The organism is Bacillus sp. KICET-3, assembly GCF_033261025.1.
Taxonomy (GTDB): domain Bacteria; phylum Bacillota; class Bacilli; order Bacillales; family Bacillaceae; genus Bacillus; species Bacillus sonorensis.
Map to the genome: position 1 here is coordinate 2,197,574 of NZ_CP137345.1, position 15,701 is coordinate 2,213,274.

The 15,701-nt window shown below is 35.8% G+C and carries 20 protein-coding genes and 2 pseudogenes; 20 read left to right on the forward strand and 2 right to left on the reverse strand.

The features are described 5' to 3' along the window. Positions 1 to 79: 79 nt before the first annotated feature. The 14 genes and pseudogenes from R5H20_RS11050 to R5H20_RS11115 form a co-directional block, all read left to right on the forward strand. Positions 80 to 2,614, forward strand: a pseudogene (locus R5H20_RS11050) (LAGLIDADG family homing endonuclease); the annotation flags it as partial. 22 nt (positions 2,615 to 2,636) lie between these two features. Next, entirely contained in the window at positions 2,637 to 2,858 is a 222-nt protein-coding gene (locus R5H20_RS11055; protein WP_065894499.1) for a hypothetical protein, read from the forward strand. Positions 2,859 to 2,912: 54 nt separating this feature from the next. Further along, entirely contained in the window at positions 2,913 to 3,839 is a 927-nt protein-coding gene (nrdF, locus tag R5H20_RS11060) for a class 1b ribonucleoside-diphosphate reductase subunit beta (protein ID WP_411859081.1), read from the forward strand. Beyond that, the gene (locus tag R5H20_RS11065) at positions 3,839 to 4,084 is read left to right on the forward strand and encodes a glutaredoxin family protein (RefSeq protein ID WP_088273122.1); all 246 of its coding nucleotides are present in this window, start codon (positions 3,839 to 3,841) and stop codon (positions 4,082 to 4,084) included. The genes nrdF and R5H20_RS11065 overlap by 1 nt, the downstream gene beginning before the upstream one ends. 5 nt (positions 4,085 to 4,089) lie before the next feature. Beyond that, positions 4,090 to 4,446: an aminoacyl-tRNA hydrolase gene (locus tag R5H20_RS11070; protein ID WP_065894503.1), complete on the forward strand. Its 357-nt coding sequence runs from the start codon at positions 4,090 to 4,092 to the stop codon at positions 4,444 to 4,446. Between the two features lie 47 nt (positions 4,447 to 4,493). Further along, a complete protein-coding gene (locus R5H20_RS11075; protein WP_006640503.1) occupies positions 4,494 to 4,793 on the forward strand; it encodes a hypothetical protein in 300 nt (99 codons plus the stop codon). Positions 4,794 to 4,811: 18 nt separating this feature from the next. After that, positions 4,812 to 5,246: a hypothetical protein gene (locus R5H20_RS11080; protein WP_046132825.1), complete on the forward strand. Its 435-nt coding sequence runs from the start codon at positions 4,812 to 4,814 to the stop codon at positions 5,244 to 5,246. A 43-nt stretch (positions 5,247 to 5,289) separates the two neighbouring features. Further along, positions 5,290 to 5,724 (forward strand): dUTP diphosphatase, encoded by a 435-nt coding sequence (locus tag R5H20_RS11085; RefSeq protein WP_088272886.1) that lies wholly within the window; start codon positions 5,290 to 5,292, stop codon positions 5,722 to 5,724. Between the two features lie 111 nt (positions 5,725 to 5,835). Beyond that, positions 5,836 to 6,000, forward strand: coding sequence for a hypothetical protein (locus tag R5H20_RS11090; RefSeq protein WP_167373796.1), 165 nt, complete (start codon positions 5,836 to 5,838; stop codon positions 5,998 to 6,000). A 41-nt stretch (positions 6,001 to 6,041) separates the two neighbouring features. Then, positions 6,042 to 6,329 (forward strand): hypothetical protein, encoded by a 288-nt coding sequence (locus R5H20_RS11095; protein WP_088272885.1) that lies wholly within the window; start codon positions 6,042 to 6,044, stop codon positions 6,327 to 6,329. A gap of 1 nt (position 6,330) precedes the next feature. Beyond that, a complete protein-coding gene (thyA, locus tag R5H20_RS11100) occupies positions 6,331 to 7,182 on the forward strand; it encodes a thymidylate synthase (protein WP_088272884.1) in 852 nt (283 codons plus the stop codon). Positions 7,183 to 7,369: 187 nt separating this feature from the next. Next, the gene (locus R5H20_RS11105; RefSeq protein WP_088272883.1) at positions 7,370 to 7,735 is read left to right on the forward strand and encodes a hypothetical protein; all 366 of its coding nucleotides are present in this window, start codon (positions 7,370 to 7,372) and stop codon (positions 7,733 to 7,735) included. A gap of 293 nt (positions 7,736 to 8,028) precedes the next feature. Continuing rightward, positions 8,029 to 8,412, forward strand: coding sequence for a hypothetical protein (locus R5H20_RS11110; RefSeq protein ID WP_088272881.1), 384 nt, complete (start codon positions 8,029 to 8,031; stop codon positions 8,410 to 8,412). A gap of 12 nt (positions 8,413 to 8,424) precedes the next feature. Next, complete coding sequence (locus R5H20_RS11115; RefSeq protein WP_224254497.1) at positions 8,425 to 8,874, forward strand: hypothetical protein; 450 nt, start codon at positions 8,425 to 8,427, stop codon at positions 8,872 to 8,874. Between the two features lie 261 nt (positions 8,875 to 9,135). On the opposite strand, the gene R5H20_RS11120 is transcribed toward R5H20_RS11115, so the two are convergent. Next, positions 9,136 to 9,345, reverse strand: coding sequence for an alpha/beta-type small acid-soluble spore protein (locus tag R5H20_RS11120; protein WP_407654258.1), 210 nt, complete (start codon positions 9,343 to 9,345; stop codon positions 9,136 to 9,138). Positions 9,346 to 9,457: 112 nt separating this feature from the next. Between R5H20_RS11120 and R5H20_RS11125 the strand changes: the two genes are divergently transcribed. After that, positions 9,458 to 10,270, forward strand: a complete 813-nt coding sequence (locus R5H20_RS11125; RefSeq protein ID WP_088272879.1) for a metallophosphoesterase family protein — start codon at positions 9,458 to 9,460, stop codon at positions 10,268 to 10,270. 197 nt (positions 10,271 to 10,467) lie between these two features. Here the strand turns inward: R5H20_RS11125 and R5H20_RS11130 are convergent, their stop codons facing one another. After that, on the reverse strand, positions 10,468 to 11,562 hold the full coding sequence (locus R5H20_RS11130; protein WP_088272878.1) for a hypothetical protein: 1,095 nt from the start codon (positions 11,560 to 11,562) through the stop codon (positions 10,468 to 10,470). Positions 11,563 to 12,046: 484 nt separating this feature from the next. On the opposite strand from R5H20_RS11130, the gene R5H20_RS11135 reads away from it, so the two are divergent. The 5 genes and pseudogenes from R5H20_RS11135 to R5H20_RS11155 all read left to right on the forward strand — a co-directional run. After that, positions 12,047 to 12,487 carry a riboflavin biosynthesis intermediates N-glycosidase gene (locus tag R5H20_RS11135; RefSeq protein WP_088272876.1) on the forward strand — a complete coding sequence of 147 codons (441 nt, stop codon included), beginning with the start codon at positions 12,047 to 12,049 and terminating at the stop codon, positions 12,485 to 12,487. Next, the gene (locus tag R5H20_RS11140) at positions 12,474 to 12,650 is read left to right on the forward strand and encodes a hypothetical protein (protein ID WP_167373795.1); all 177 of its coding nucleotides are present in this window, start codon (positions 12,474 to 12,476) and stop codon (positions 12,648 to 12,650) included. The genes R5H20_RS11135 and R5H20_RS11140 overlap by 14 nt, the downstream gene beginning before the upstream one ends. A gap of 48 nt (positions 12,651 to 12,698) precedes the next feature. Beyond that, a complete protein-coding gene (locus R5H20_RS11145; RefSeq protein WP_088272875.1) occupies positions 12,699 to 13,301 on the forward strand; it encodes a PDDEXK family nuclease in 603 nt (200 codons plus the stop codon). A 208-nt stretch (positions 13,302 to 13,509) separates the two neighbouring features. Beyond that, positions 13,510 to 15,210, forward strand: coding sequence for a recombinase family protein (locus R5H20_RS11150; protein WP_224254498.1), 1,701 nt, complete (start codon positions 13,510 to 13,512; stop codon positions 15,208 to 15,210). Next, a pseudogene (locus R5H20_RS11155) lies at positions 15,185 to 15,607 on the forward strand (stage V sporulation protein K); the annotation flags it as partial. The gene R5H20_RS11150 and the pseudogene R5H20_RS11155, both read left to right, overlap by 26 nt. Positions 15,608 to 15,701 lie beyond the last annotated feature (94 nt).

The window sequence follows — 15,701 nt, forward strand, 5'->3', positions numbered from 1 at the left end:
AAGATATAGTCTAATCTTCGTGGTAACATGAAGCTGCCGCAAGGCGGGGCGTTTGTAGCGAACACGTCCGAATAGTCTGCAAAGACAAGGATCAGGAGCTGCTTATCTTAATGTTTTTCATCCAGACATTAATGACTTCCTTGATACCAAAAAAATCTCAGCAGATGAGGATGTCAGGGCAAAAACATTATCAATTGGTGTAGTTATCCCAGATAAATTTATTGAACTTGCTAGGGAAGATAAAGACTTCTACATGTTCTATCCTTATTCAGTTTATAAGGAATACAGGCAACATTTAGACGAAATGGATATTGCAAAAATGTATGATGAATTGGTCGAAAACCTAAATGTCAGAAAGAAAAAAGCGAATGCTCGTAAACTATTAGAAAAGCTCGCAATCTTAAGATCAGAATCGGGTTATCCTTACCTGATGTTTACCGACAATGTAAACCGATTCCACGCTAACAGTCATATTTCGATGGTTAAATTTTCTAATTTGTGTGTGACAGGAGATACTTTTCTTTTAACCGAAAATGGGTACGAAAAAGCCTCAGATCTATATAAAAGTCAAAAAGATTTAAGGGTCGTTATTGACAATCGGACAAAACAGTTTGACAAGGATTGTAGGGGGACTTCAATTGTGAATGCGATACCTATGCAGCTAACTAAAAAGAACGCAGATGTCTTTAAAGTTAAAACTAAGCAAGGATTTGAAATCAGAGCAACAGAGTGGCATAAGTTTTATGTTAAGCGAAATAACGAAATACAAAAACTTCAGCTTAACCAACTTGTTCCGGGAGACAAACTACTGATTCAGTCTGGTGAAGGAGAATATGGGAGTATTCATGAACCTGACCTCGCATATATCATGGGGATTATAGCTGGGGATGGAACAATTACAGATAAGACAGCGAAGATTTATTTATATGACAATAAAAAGGTGTTGGAGAAGAAGGTAAAAGATGCTGTGCACCGTGTAATTGATAAACATAAAATTAATCGTGTTTATAAGCACAACACTTCTTTTACTCCAAAATTTGTTGCTGCTGATCCAGAAAAACAAGATCTATTATATATGTCTAGTACAGTACTCTTTGATATTTTAAATAAATATGGAATGACAAAAGAAACAAAAACAAGAGTTCCAGAGTTCTTATATCAAGCTGATAAGGAAACACAAGCAGCTTATTTGTCTGGATTATTTCAAACGGATGGTTGTGTAAATGCCAATCATAAAGCGAAGGCACTAACAATTGAATTAACATCAGTTGATTTTGAGAGTTTGCAAGATGTGCAAAAGTTACTCATTAATATGGGAGTATATACAACCATTTATACCAATAACAAACGCTCACAGGAGCTTCTCCCTGATGGCCGGGGCGGTTCCAAATTATACAAAGTTAAACCAACTCATAAGCTTAGCATTCAAGACAGAGCGTCAAGAGAATTGTTCATGAGCATTGTTGATTTGAAAGAATATGATAAGTACAAATTCAACATGTTGACTGAAACATTGCAAGCAAAATCACGAAAGCCAAAACATGATTTCACAGCCGAAATTATCAGCATTGAAAAAGATGGGGTAGAGGATGTCTATGACACAACACAAGAAGATTATCATTCTCTAATTTTTAATGGAATTGTAACTGGTAACTGTTCAGAAGTCCTTCAGGCTTCCCAAGTATCAACGTATACAGACTATGGCGAAGAGGACGAAATTGGCTTGGACATTTCATGTAATCTAGGCTCGATTAATATCTTCAACGTAATGAAGAATGGGTCAATTAAGAATACAGTCAAATTAGCTATTGATGCATTGACTCATGTATCGAATAAAACCAATATTACAAATGCTCCAGCAGTTGCTAAGGCAAATAAGCTTATGAGGTCAGTCGGACTTGGAGCAATGAATCTACATGGTTTCTTAGCTCAAAATGGCATCGCCTATGAGAGCGAAGAAGCGAGAGATTTTGCCAACACTTTCTTTATGATGATGAACTATTATTCCCTTGGGCGCTCAATGGAAATCGCCAAAGAAACCGGGGAAACATATTACCAGTTTGAAGGCTCTACATACAAATCAGGTGAGTATTTCAAGAAATACGAAGAACAAAGCTTTAGTCCAAAGTTCGAAAAGGTAAAAAAACTGTTTGGAGATCAGCATATTCCAACAATTGAAGATTGGAAGCAGCTTAAAAAAGATGTGATGAAATATGGTTTGTATCACTCATATAGACAAGCAATAGCACCTACAGGAAGCATCTCATATGTTCAATCTTCAACAGCAGGTGTCATGCCGATTATGGAGCGCATAGAGGAACGGACATACGGAAATTCCAAGACGTATTATCCGATGCCGGGACTTAGTGCGAAGAATTGGTTCTTCTATAAGGAAGCGTACGACATGGATATGTTTAAAGTCGTCGATATGATTGCGACAATTCAGCAGCACGTTGATCAAGGTATCTCATTTACGCTGTTCCTGAAGGATACGATGACGACGCGTGATCTGAACCGAATTGACTTGTATGCGCATCATCGCGGCATCAAAACGCTGTATTATGCGCGGACAAAGGACACGGGGCAGGAAGGCTGCTTGTCTTGTGTAGTTTAAATGAAGGAGTTGTGTTAATAATATGTCGCAAACATACGCCTGTTTCTTAAACGGAAAATTCTACGGCGCCGGCAACCTCGAATACATGAATGAGCTGTTTCGCGATTATGTTGTCAATTCCGAAATGTACGGGAAGGGCGAATGTGCATTTAGAATCACATCACAAGAGAAAGCTAGAGAAATCTTAATCAACGAAACAATCAACAATAATTACGAGGCATTAAAGCGAATGGAGGACGAATAATTGACGCAATATACAGCGGCCAACTGGTCGCAACACGAAGACGGATTCACACAAATGTTTTACGAACAGAACGTTAAGCAGTTCTGGCTTCCTGAAGAGATTTCGCTAAATGGCGATCTGCTTACATGGAAATACCTCGGAGACCAAGAAAAGGATACATACATGAAAGTGTTGGCCGGATTAACCTTACTGGACACAGAACAAGGGAATACTGGTATGCCAACAATTGCTGATCATGTCGAAGGACACCAGCGTAAAGCTGTGCTGAATTTCATGGCCATGATGGAAAACGCTGTTCATGCTAAATCATACAGCAATATCTTTCTTACCTTAGCTCCGATGGAAACAATTAATGAAGTCTTCGAATGGGTTAAAAACAATAAGTATCTACAGAAGAAAGCCAGTATTATTGTTTCTATATATAAACAAATTAAAAGTGATGATGAATTGTCTTTGTATAAAGGAATGGTTGCATCTGTATTACTTGAAAGCTTCCTGTTCTATTCAGGATTTTATTATCCATTGTATTTTTATGGTCAGGGGAAGTTAATGAACAGCGGAGAAATCATAAATTTGATAATTCGTGACGAGGCACTACATGGTGTATACACTGGATTGTTGGCTCAGGAAATCTATAATAAACAAACTGAAATCAAGAAAAAAGAATTGTATGAATGGGTTATTAACTTGCTGCTCGATCTATATGAAAACGAGCTTGAGTATACCGAAGATGTTTATGATCAAGTTGGACTTACTCATGATGTGAAAAAGTTTATTCGGTATAACGCAAATAAAGCCTTAAACAATTTAGGATTCGATCATTACTTTGAGGAGGAGGATGTTAACCCAATTGTGTTGAACGGATTAAGCACAAAAACTAAATCGCATGACTTCTTTTCGGGTAAGGGGAATGGATACAAAAAAGCAACTGTAGAAGCCCTTAAGGATGAAGATTTTTATTTTGAGGAGGCATCACTATGATGAAATTAATCAAATTAGAACAGCCATCATGCACCCCTTGTCAATTAGTTTCTAATTATCTAAACGAAAAAGGAATTGAGTATGAAGTAATTGATGTTACAGAACAGCCAGAAGTTGCAGCAGAGTATGGAGTAATGGGGGTACCCGTCACTATCCTGCTAGATGGAGAGGGGAACGAAGTAAAACGCAGCATCGGATTTAAGCCAGATGAATTAGATGAACTAATTAAAAATTTGAAGGAGTGATACACATGAGGGATTATCGGATGTATATCTTGGTCAACGAAGATATCAAGATCAGTAAGGGGAAACTGGCTGGGCAAGTGGGACATGCAGTCATGAGTTATGTGTATCATCGAATGATCAAACCGATACAAGAAAGAAAAGAATATGTAAGTTTGGATGAATACATGGCTGAACAAAAGAAAATTATTCTAAAATGTCCACAGTGGAAACTTGAAGAGCTTGAACACGAAGGGGGCTATTTTGTGATTCGAGATAAAGGATATACACAGCTTGAGCCTAACACCTTAACTTGTGTCAACTTTGGCATTCATACTCCTGAAGAGCTCCCTGATTGGGTTAAGGAATTGAAACTGTACACCTAAATTTAAATAAAATGGTAATTTTAATGCGAATTAAAAGGGGTGATGGTATGGAAAATTATGAGGAGATTTATGAATTGTTTTGGAAAGGAATTGTGGAAAATAGCGATGGAACTTTAAACACCGAGCAGGTAAAAAAAGAATTATACGATTATAAAAACCTTTTAAAAAATGCGTCTCAAGTTTATTCTTTCTTTACACAATATTCAAAACCACTGACGGATTCTCAATTTATCATCGATGAAATAAATGCAAAATACATACGTAAAGATCTTTTATTAGATGACATTAAAGAAATGGCCACGGAAGGGGTCATCTCAGTTAAAGAAATTGAAGAATTATTAAATTAAAAGGAGAGGAGAAAAGAGATGAAATCTAAGCTTACCAAAAATAATTGGGTTTATATAAATAAAAAAGCTAAAGAGGGTAAGTTATTAAGATATCCAATAAGGCATTCAGGAGATCCTGAGTTTGAAGGGGAGTTTGAATTAAGAAAAGAGATTTCAAAAATGTCTAATTCAAATTTCAATATAAGAGATTACGATGATGCAGAGAATGCTATAAGTGATTTAAACTGCGTTTTTGATGAAAAACCTTATGACATACATATGCCATTTGCTGAAGAAACGTGTGATTGGGTAATTGAACTTGAAAATGGTATTAGTTTATGGGTTCAAACTGAAGATGAATACTACGGAGGCGGTGAATATTCAAGCGGAGTTTCATTAGAGGGTTTTATTTTTGATAACTACGATAAGGATGCAATTTTAGAAGCCGCTAAATGGTTATCTAAAGTATTCTAATGGTTTGCTAAGATTAATTAATAAATCAAAAGGAGTTTGAAAAATGACACTACAAATCAAAATCAAATATGCAGACGAAACACAAACGCGCATTTCAAAAATCGAACAGGGTGATTGGATTGATCTGAGAGCTGCGGAAGATGTATCTATTCCAAAGGATGAGTTTAAACTGATTCCTCTCGGAGTGGCGATGGAATTGCCTGAAGGGTATGAAGCCCATGTCGTTCCTCGTTCAAGTACATACAAGAACTTTGGCGTTATTCAAACTAATTCAATGGGTGTTATCGATGAGTCATACAAGGGGGACAATGATTTTTGGTTCTTCCCGGCTTATGCGCTCCGAGATACTGAAATTAAAAAAGGAGATCGGATTTGCCAATTCAGAATTATGAAGAAGATGCCTGCAGTTGAATTGGTCAAGGTCGATCATTTGTGCAATGAAAATAGAGGCGGACACGGTTCAACTGGCACTAGGTAAATAAAGAACCTTGGCTGTCTTCATGATGTAAAGCAAGCTGATGTGGAGTGCAGCCAAGGCCACTTTAATAATATATTCAGTTATATCTCATTTAATTCAAGGGAGACTTTAATGAAAAAACTTTTGAGAAAAAAGATGTGGAAGAAAGGCAAAACAAAATATGGAACGTTTATGTTTAATCTAGTTGAAAAACTGAACTCTGACGGGTATTTAACCTATCCGAAAGGCAATTATCACCTTGATCGAAAAGGGGATTTATATAGGTTCAAAATTTAAATAAAAGAAGACTTTTATCGTAATTATTGAGGAGGTGCAAAATGAATAGGGTAGATGAAATAAAGCAGCGCTTAGAAAAGATCGAGAAACTAGAACAAACATTGTCTGTTTTTGAAGAATCAGATGACTTGTACCTTGATGTCCTTCATAAAATCCAGGGGGAGTTTAATGAAATTGGAGACTTATCTTTAGATGCTTGTCTTGAATTAACTGAAAAAATACGCAATGTAGGAAGCACAACAATCAATAATAAAATTAAAGCTTTACCCGATGCGGTTCAGAAAAGTGTCAAGGAGAATATGGACGAACTAATAAATGGACTAAAATGAGGTGAACAATATCGCTAACATTGCAGATACAGTTTTAAAATCAAATTTAAAAAGAGTACTATCCGAGGGAAAATCAGATAAGGGACAAAAAATTCGTCCCAAGTGGTCTGATCAAACACCTGCTTATACGTTGAAGTGCTTTGGAGTGTTGAATGAATATGATTTGCAAAAAGAATTTCCTATTGCTACTTTACGGCCAACAGCTTTTAAATCGGGACTGAAAGAAATTCTTTGGATTTACCAAGATCAAGCTAACGATGTACAGTTGCTAGAAGAGAAATACGGAGTTAAGTATTGGCGTAGTTGGGCTAATAAAGACGGGAATCTTGGTTTAGCTTATGGAAGACAAATGAAGTATGAACATCAATACAAAGAAGGTTACTTCAATCAGATTGACAGGTTAATTTGGGATTTGAAAAACAACCCATATAGCAGACGAATGATCACCAATTTGTACAATCACCAAGATCTTCATGGAATGACGCTGTATCCATGCGCTTTTCTGACAATGTGGGACTATGATGGCGAGTATTTAAACATGACTCTTATCCAGCGTTCATCCGATTATCTCGTTGCAGGAAACATAAATGTTACTCAGTATTCTTTATTGCAGCATATGATTGCTCAAGTGTGCGGATATAAACCAGGGAAGTTTCATCATTACATAAACAATTTACATATTTATGATCGCCATATTGATCAAGCAAAAGAAATTGTTAAGCGTGAACCGTTAGCTGCACCTAAACTTATTATGGATGATTCAATAAAGAATTTTTATGATTTCAAGCCTGAACATTTCATGTTGGCTGGTTATAATCCTCATGATCAGGTCAAATTAGAAGTGGCAATATAGGAATTATGAGGAAAAAAATTTTAAAAAATTATAGACTTAAACAAATTAAAAGGATATAATGGGAGTAAGCCGAGAGGCTTGCTCTTATTTCATTCATAGGGGGTCATTTTTTTAACAATTAACAAACGAATTAAAAGTGAAAACTGAATAAAACTAATATTTTATTTTGATTCAAGGGGGTGATCAGTTGAATTCTGAAATGAATGATTTACATAATGACAATTTAGAAACAAAGCAAGCTGAATTGGAAAAGGAGAGCCAGGTTCTTCAAGGGAAGATACTTGAAAAGGAGCGTGACATATTAAAACTGGAAACTGAACAAGATAAAGAGCAGCTTGATTTATTGTTTGAAATGAGTAAAGTGCTTCAGCAAATTGAAAATAAGAAATGGGTAAGCGCAACAATAGCTTTTAAGATTATTAGAACTAATCCAGGGAAGTACTCTGATCTATTTGAAATGAAAAACGGTAAAGCATACATAATAAATAAAAGATTGAAAGAATTGGATCATGAGTTTTTCATATTGAAAGGTGAGTTGAATGAAATTAAGTGATATAAACTAATTAAAAATATATTGGGGTGTCGAGAGGTGGTTTGTTTTTTTCTAATTCTTATTTCTTTAACATTGATATTCATCTCTGTCACAGAAGATGATTCTGAAAAGGTTTATATGTGTCATGAAGGACATTTATTCGAGAAACCAAGCTATAAGCAAGTCATGGATTACGATGGTTTTGATGAAAGGATCGAAGTGTGCCCTGTATGTGGATGCGATAAATCATTTTACAAAGAATTCTATGTTAAACAAATCAAGAAAGACAAATAAACCAATGGAGGTGAAAAAACATGGCGGACGAAATCGCAGACCTACGCTGTACCATAGCCGAATTGATTGCGGAAAACGAGCGGTTGAAGGAAGAAAACGAGCGCTGGGCAAGAGAACTCGCGGCTATTCGCGATATGCTGCCGAAAGATTACGGATTCGAGGAAGGCACACTCGAATATGCGGTAGCTTATCCGGAGGGCGTAAGAGACCTCGTAAAGCAAACGGTCGAGCGGATGAAGGCTTCCGATGAATTCCACAAATATCTATACGAAGAATGCGACGAATACAACGTTAAACTTATTAAAATGCTCGCGGATTGCTTGCCAGCTTTGGACGAAAGTAAGACGGACTATACGGAATTATCAAAAGAGATCCGGGAGATATACGAGGCATTCTCAGTATAAGGAGGCGCTAAGATGAGCGAAATTAAAAGGCCGGTAATTACGAAGGCGAAGGCGGATGTATCGGGTTTACTCAAAAGAGACATCGGACATGATCACGAATTCATCGTAAACACCGAAAAAAGAACCGTCGTGGTTTTGAGAAAGCTGAGAGGATGTACGAACATAGTCCGCAGAGGAATCGCCAAGGCCGCACCGAACGACTGCTTCAACGTTCATATCGGAGAAGCCATCGCTCTCCATCGCGCACTTGGACTCGAAGTACCTGACGAATATCTTAACGCACCGCAGCCGACTGAGGTTCGTGTGGGAGATGTTGTCGCTTACCGCGGATTCTATAAAACGATTGAGTATGCGACTGTAGTTGCCGATGGTGAACCAACAGGGGGCGGAAGAGCCGCGCTTACATCTATTGCTGTCAAACACGCAAAAATCATCGACGACAGCCGGACGGAGGTGATTTAGATTCCCGGATAAAGCTAGTAGGGTTTTAGCTACATATTTGGTATTTATGGAGCTGCAATGGTCATGTTGGCATTATTCAATGCGGAGTGGATATATGCTGGGATATATGGATTTATGACATCTGCATTCGGTGTTATTAACTTTAGGTCTAAGTGAGATCTCTATCCACTGACACAATTGATTCTATATGAAAGCTGTATTTCATGTAGAAAGGGAGAGAGTGTGAAAGGAATGTAGAGGGGATGACCCCTCATGTAGTTGTTAATGTAATTGTCCACCCATTTGTTGTTGAGCCATTTGAACAAGACGTTTAGTAATTTCTCCACCAACTGAACCATTTGCTCTTGAAGTAGTCTCTGCACCTAATTGAACACCAAACTCTTGAGCTATTTCAAGCTTCATTTGTTCAATAGCTGACTGAGCATTTGGAATAAGTAATTCATTATTATTGTTGCGTGCCATACAAATCATCTCCTAAAGTGTAATGTAATCAAACTTGTTCGAATTATATTATGGAAGTATTATTTAAATTTATACACGTTTACAAATTTTAATTGTTCATGATGAAAAATGGGAGGATAAAATGAAAATTGACTATGTATCAGATCTCCATATCAATCATTGGATTCCTTGGAATAATAACCAACTCAAATGGGAGAAGCGAACAAGGGAGCTTGTTAAGAGACTAATTTCAAACGGTAATGGAGAGGTATTAATCATTGCTGGTGATTTTACTGAATGGAATCAGCAAGCCATTTGGGTTTTAGATGAAGTAGCAAAACAATACGAGAAGGTTTACTTCACATATGGAAATCATGATCTTTATATACTAAGCAAAAACCAAAAAAGAAGATACTCTGATTCATTGGGAAGGGTGAATGATTTAATCAAAAAGGCTGATGACATAAAGAATGTGACTCCGTTAATCAAGTCAACGGATACTTTCAAAGGGAAAGTCTTTGCAGGAGATGTTATGTGGTATTTACCAAAAGGGATTGAAGGATGGGATTTCTTCAAAGGAGTCTCTAATGACTCAAACTACATTAGCATTAATGGTTACAGTAAGGAAGATGGAGTAAGAGCAATGTGGAAAGGTTCGATGGATTGGTATGAAACGCTCGAAAAAACTCACATCGATGTGTTTGTTTCTCATGTCCCTCCTGTTCATAATCCTTTTTCTCCATTTGAACCTAATAGCTGCTATATGGTCGATGTACCATTCATTAATGCTAAACATTGGATTTGTGGGCATGAACATTTGCAAACTGAGTTTAATCATGAGGTGACAAGCTTTCACATGAACTGTATTAGGTATCCATACGACTACGATAAGTATCCGAGTGTAAACGAGATACCAGGTAATGAAGAGTTTGAGGTCAAAACCTTTGAGATTTGAAATGAAATTCTAATTTTAATTAGAATTGGACTCTTAATGGAAAGATCGAGTTAGAAAATAAAAGATTTATGTAGACCATGATGAGATTATGATAATGTTATTTATGTCAGCCATTAAAATGCAACAAAGATAAATGAGTATAATAAAAAACTTTATCTATCTTTGTTGCATTATATAATCTCATATGTCAATGAACATTAATTAAATGATTCATTTGAAAAACTTTTTGACCTGCGAGTGATTTTCTCAGTATCAGTCATGCTTTCATAAGACTGAATGTTGATGTTAACTGAGATTGCATTCCTGATGATATGGATATAATCATTAAATATTGTTTTGATTAATTCATCCGGGTAGTTAGAATCTTCATCAAATTTTTGTTCAATATAATCATAAAAATTAACTCCCTTGTTGTCATAATGGAGCATATCTCTTAGAGTTTTCATCTCATCTTGAAGTGTGCTTTCATACTTCTCAATTAAAGTATCTAAGGTGTTAAAATTGAAAGCTTTCCAATGTTGTTTGAGTTCTTTTCGGTTTCGGATATCTAATATGTTTCGCATTGTCTCATATAACTTTATGGATGTTAAACGTAATAATATGTATTTATCAAGGTTAAACTTTTGTGAATTATAGTCCAAGTGATTTTCCACCCATATGCAGGTAGTAAGCTCATTTTGAATAAGGAGAAGTCGAGTTAAGAATATATTATATGTAATGTCTTCTTTAAAGAATCTTCTGTCCCAAATATCCTTGTTGCTATATTCCTTTGCATCACGAATGATCAACTGGTTTGAGTATAAATCGAGCGGCTGATTAATAATATTGATAATTTTGCTTGTCAATGAGCCAATAAAAGGTATGAAATTAGAGAAAAATTCTTTATCAAATTGGTTTTGATTAAACAATGGAGTGCCAGCGAAAACGAAGGTTGGAAATAGTGTACTGCTGGCTAAAATATCATTATCCAGATAAAAGCCTAGATTATCTATATCACTACCAAAAATATTTCTATGTCCGTTTAGGAGTTTGTTGAAAATTTCCCTATTTAACCTACCTTGATTAGTTTTTACTTTATGACGGATTTCTTTAATTATATCCATATTCGGTAAATCTGAATGAATTACCCCTTCTTCTTTTAATACTTTGTTTGTTTCGTAAAGAATTGTACATATATCACGAAAAAGAGAGAATACGGGGCCTGACGCATAATTAGGTAAAGTTCGTCCTTCTATTAATAATTTGGTTACACCTTGTAAATCGTGACTTATAGTTTTTGAGTAGCTTGTCATAAATAAACCTCCAGTTATTAGTATGTATTCGAAAGTCTAAAACAACATTTGTATTACCAGTTTTTAATGATTAATGGGGTTCTCATTATAGTATAACAATTATAAAGTATTGGTGTAGTTGAAGATTGGTACAGTTAGATCTACAAGCTTAAAAGGAGCTGAGCATTCATGGTTACAACAGCATGGATCATGCTGCAGATTTGAACTTAACAGATTCAGAAACACAGGATATCAAGTTCTTCATTCTAATGAAATTTAATTTCTGTGATTTGGGGAGGGGTGTTCTATTGATTAGAATAGTTTTCGTTTTTAATCGGACGACTGAAGAATATTTTATTCTTATTCAAGAATGCAGCGAAGAATTTCTTAAGTCACTATACAGTTTATTGGATACACTACACTTGTCTTTTAATTTAAATAAGGTGAAATAAAAATTAGATAAAATCGGTCTTTTAAATAAACTAATTAAAAGGGATGATATGAATTGGATGTAATTGATGAATTTAAAGGCAAGTATTATTTCTTAAGTAATTTTTATTCAGCCCCAGTAATGTATCAAGGAATCACATATCAAAATAATGAAGCTGCCTTTCAAGCAATGAAAGTAACAGACAAATCGATTCACTCGGAGTTTTCAGACCTTCCCCCTAATTTGGCCAAAAGGAAAGGACGAAGAGTTAAGCTGAGACTAGATTGGGAGGAAGTAAAGGAAACGTTCATGTATGAAATCGTGAAAGCTAAATTTGAGCAGAATGCTCACCTCAAAAATAAGCTTTTACAAACTGGAGAATCAATTTTAATCGAAGGTAATACTTGGGGAGACAAGATTTGGGGAGTTTGTAATGGAGTCGGAGAAAACAAACTGGGGAAAATTCTAATGAAGGTAAGAAATGAACTTAAGGAGGCTTCGGATGGAACAGAGTAATCAATTTGAATCGATTTTAAACAAGATTCAGAGAAATCTAGATACCGCAACAGAGGCGTTAAAGGGAAATGACTATTCAAGAGCTCACCGAAACCTTATTAATCTTTCAAACGATAATGAGGAGCTTATGCATCAGTGTCGGGTGATGATGAAAAAGGAATGAAGTCTTAAAGAGAAAACGAATTAAAAATTAGAACGGGAGAGTGGTTTATTGGTAGCAAGTAATCAAGGTAAAGTATTTGAAGCAAATGTTGAAAAATCAGCAAAAGATCAAAACATTTTCTTTTACAGAATAAAAGATGTCAATCCCATGTTTTTGAGAAGAGGGGCTGCAGTATCCAAAAACAAATATGATTGTTTCATTCATTATAAAGGATACTTGTTCCCTGTTGAGATGAAATCGACGAAGAATAAGTCCTTCTCATTCAGCGAGAAAATTATAAAGCCTCAACAAATCAAATATCTCGCGGAAGCAGCTAAATATCCATACATAATTCCTGGATTCCTGTTTCAATTCAGGGAACCGGAAAACAAAGTATATTTCGTACATATTGATGATTTCCTTACATATAAACATATAGCTGAAAATCAGTTAGGACATACATATAAGAATAAAATTAATAAATCAAGTATACCGATCAAGATCTGTGAGGAGATCGGGACTGAAGTCAGATGGATGAAGAAAAAAATCAATTATACATATTATCTGAACAAGCTCTGCAATGAGCTTATATATAAACATATGTCATTGGACAATCCTACATCAACATACATTGATTGCACCAAGTCATCATTAGGGGTGGTACATCAATGAGTAGACGGATAGAATGCCCAGAAAATTATAAAGTAACAACAGAAATAACTGAGGAAGCTCAAGAATGGATTAAGGAGGTGATGCGAAGTAAAAAATTTTATGATTTTGCTGTATCCTTAATGTACAAGTATAAAAAGATATAGGCATTCAAGTGTATCACCTTCGGGTGATATACTTGTTAATTTATATAGCATAAAGGATAAAGCAATTGGAGGTAGATGAATTGCTTATACTCAAAGGAGAAGAAAGACTAAACACAGAGCAAATAATGGGGCTGATCGGAAGAATAAATGCAATTATTTATGTAAGGGTGTCTACAGCCGATCAAGCTAAAAAAGGTTATTCATTAGAATCGCAGATTGATAGATGTAAAGAAAGAGCAATAACAAAATTCGGATATAAGGATAGTGAATTAATCGCTCTGATCGAGCCAGGTAAAATGGGGGATGACCCCAATAGACCTGCTCTTAATCATGCTTTGTATTTAATGGAAAAAGGATTGGGAAAGAAATTTATTGTCCTACATCCAGATCGATTAACAAGAGATAATACATTACAAGGTATTGTTTCTCGAAAAATTTGGTCAATGGGTGTTGATATTGAATTCATTGAATTTGAAGTAGATCCAACAAATCCAGAATCTATGCTTATGTACAATATCCAAGGATCTATTGCCCAATACAATAAAGCAAAAATCAGTGCAAATTCTAAAAGGGGCAGGTTCGCTAAGGCCAAAAAAGGCGAATTCCCATCGTTTAAAAGGCTATATGGGTATACATTCAATAAAGAAACTGACATTCCAGAATATAACGAAGAAGAACGAGCAATATTACTTGAAATGAAAAACATGCTCTTAATACAAGGAATGTCTTCAAATGAAATAGCCAAAGAACTTTCACGAAGAGGATTACCTGCACCTGATGGCGACATCTGGTATCAAGCAACAGTAAGTAGAATTCTTCAAAATGAGGACTACACAGGGGATTTTTATTATGGAAAGTCCAAGGTGGTTCAAATAAACGGAGAGAAAAAACAAGTCCCAACACCTGAAGAGGAATGGGTTTTAATTAAAATTCCTCCAATGTGGGATCATGAGACAAGAGATCAGATTATAAAACACTTAAAGGCGAACAGAAAAGGTGGACGTCGATCACCGAGAGACTATTTATTGAAAAATAAAGCTAAATGTGGCCGTTGCGGAAGCTCATGTGGATCAGGAAGTGTTTCAAGATCAAAATCAGGTGTATATAAGTATTATGCGTGTAGAAGAAAAAATGCGAAAGGCTATCATAATGGGAAGAAAGTGTTGCAATGTCATGGTAAGAATTGGCGAGTTGACATTGTGGATGATGTATTCTGGAAATGGTTTAAGAAGTTGCTAAAGAATCCGACTGAATTTTTAGAACGATTATTAGCTGAAACTTCAAATGAAAAGAAAATTGAAGAACTAAAAAATAAAGCGAACAAGCTAGAGAAACAAATTGAAGGAATTGATTCAGAAATTGCAAATTACGTGATTCTCTTTGGTAAAGGAAAAATAAACGAAGACATGTTTGATAAATTAACTCAACCACTTGAACAAAACAAAAAGTATGTTGAAAATGAATTGAGCGTAGTTAAATCTCAGCTAAAAACAAATAAAGAAGTTGAAGACAAAAACCAAAAAATAATGCAATATGTAGAATCTTTTTCCGAAATGGTTGACAAAGATCTTTCAATGGATGAAAAAAGAAAACTCATTGATTTTTTCATCGAAAAGGTAACATTGTTTGATGATGACCATATGGAAATTGTCTGGAAGGGAAATGATGATCAGAAAACTCAAGGTGTACTCTTCAACGAAGAGATGGGAGCAATTCTTGATAACTCGCACAGAAACTTAAACCATATTCAAACATATGGAAGATAAACGCAATGAATTTATCCTCATTCTGGCCGGCTATTCACGGGAAATGGATCATTTTCTCTCATTAAATCCCGGCCTCCAGTCCAGGTTTCCGATCAGCATCGATTTTCCCGATTATTCGGTCAGTCAGCTGATGGATATTGCCAAACGGATGATGGCTGAAAGAGAATACCAGTTCAGCCCTGAGGCGGAATGGAAGCTGAAAGACCATTTGATGGCGGTCAAAAGCACGGTGAGTCCGGCAAAATTCAGCAACGGCCGCTTTGTCCGCAATTTAATCGAAAAATCAATCCGTTCTCAGGCAATGCGGCTTTTGATGGGAGACTGCTATTTGAAGAATGATTTAATGACCATTAAAAGCCAGGATCTTGACCTGAAAGAAGACGCGCCGCGCGTATGACGGCGCGTCTTTTTTTATTTTCAAGGAGTTCTGGCAACCTCTCCCTACGTTTGTTATGATAGTACTGTTTATTGACTATGTTTTAGAAAGGAAC

What these genes read in the sequence shown, in the direction of transcription:
- R5H20_RS11055 (WP_065894499.1), top strand. Translation starts at nt 2,637, where the DNA reads ATGTCGCAAACATACGCCTGTTTCTTAAACGGAAAATTCTACGGCGCC.
- nrdF (WP_411859081.1), top strand. Translation starts at nt 2,913, where the DNA reads ATGTTTTACGAACAGAACGTTAAGCAGTTCTGGCTTCCTGAAGAGATT.
- R5H20_RS11065 (WP_088273122.1), top strand. Translation starts at nt 3,839, where the DNA reads ATGAAATTAATCAAATTAGAACAGCCATCATGCACCCCTTGTCAATTA.
- R5H20_RS11070 (WP_065894503.1), top strand. Translation starts at nt 4,090, where the DNA reads ATGAGGGATTATCGGATGTATATCTTGGTCAACGAAGATATCAAGATC.
- R5H20_RS11075 (WP_006640503.1), top strand. Translation starts at nt 4,494, where the DNA reads ATGGAAAATTATGAGGAGATTTATGAATTGTTTTGGAAAGGAATTGTG.
- R5H20_RS11080 (WP_046132825.1), top strand. Translation starts at nt 4,812, where the DNA reads ATGAAATCTAAGCTTACCAAAAATAATTGGGTTTATATAAATAAAAAA.
- R5H20_RS11085 (WP_088272886.1), top strand. Translation starts at nt 5,290, where the DNA reads ATGACACTACAAATCAAAATCAAATATGCAGACGAAACACAAACGCGC.
- R5H20_RS11090 (WP_167373796.1), top strand. Translation starts at nt 5,836, where the DNA reads ATGAAAAAACTTTTGAGAAAAAAGATGTGGAAGAAAGGCAAAACAAAA.
- R5H20_RS11095 (WP_088272885.1), top strand. Translation starts at nt 6,042, where the DNA reads ATGAATAGGGTAGATGAAATAAAGCAGCGCTTAGAAAAGATCGAGAAA.
- R5H20_RS11110 (WP_088272881.1), top strand. Translation starts at nt 8,029, where the DNA reads ATGGCGGACGAAATCGCAGACCTACGCTGTACCATAGCCGAATTGATT.
- R5H20_RS11115 (WP_224254497.1), top strand. Translation starts at nt 8,425, where the DNA reads ATGAGCGAAATTAAAAGGCCGGTAATTACGAAGGCGAAGGCGGATGTA.
- R5H20_RS11120 (WP_407654258.1), bottom strand. Translation starts at nt 9,345, where the DNA reads ATGATTTGTATGGCACGCAACAATAATAATGAATTACTTATTCCAAAT.
- R5H20_RS11125 (WP_088272879.1), top strand. Translation starts at nt 9,458, where the DNA reads ATGAAAATTGACTATGTATCAGATCTCCATATCAATCATTGGATTCCT.
- R5H20_RS11130 (WP_088272878.1), bottom strand. Translation starts at nt 11,562, where the DNA reads ATGACAAGCTACTCAAAAACTATAAGTCACGATTTACAAGGTGTAACC.
- R5H20_RS11140 (WP_167373795.1), top strand. Translation starts at nt 12,474, where the DNA reads ATGGAACAGAGTAATCAATTTGAATCGATTTTAAACAAGATTCAGAGA.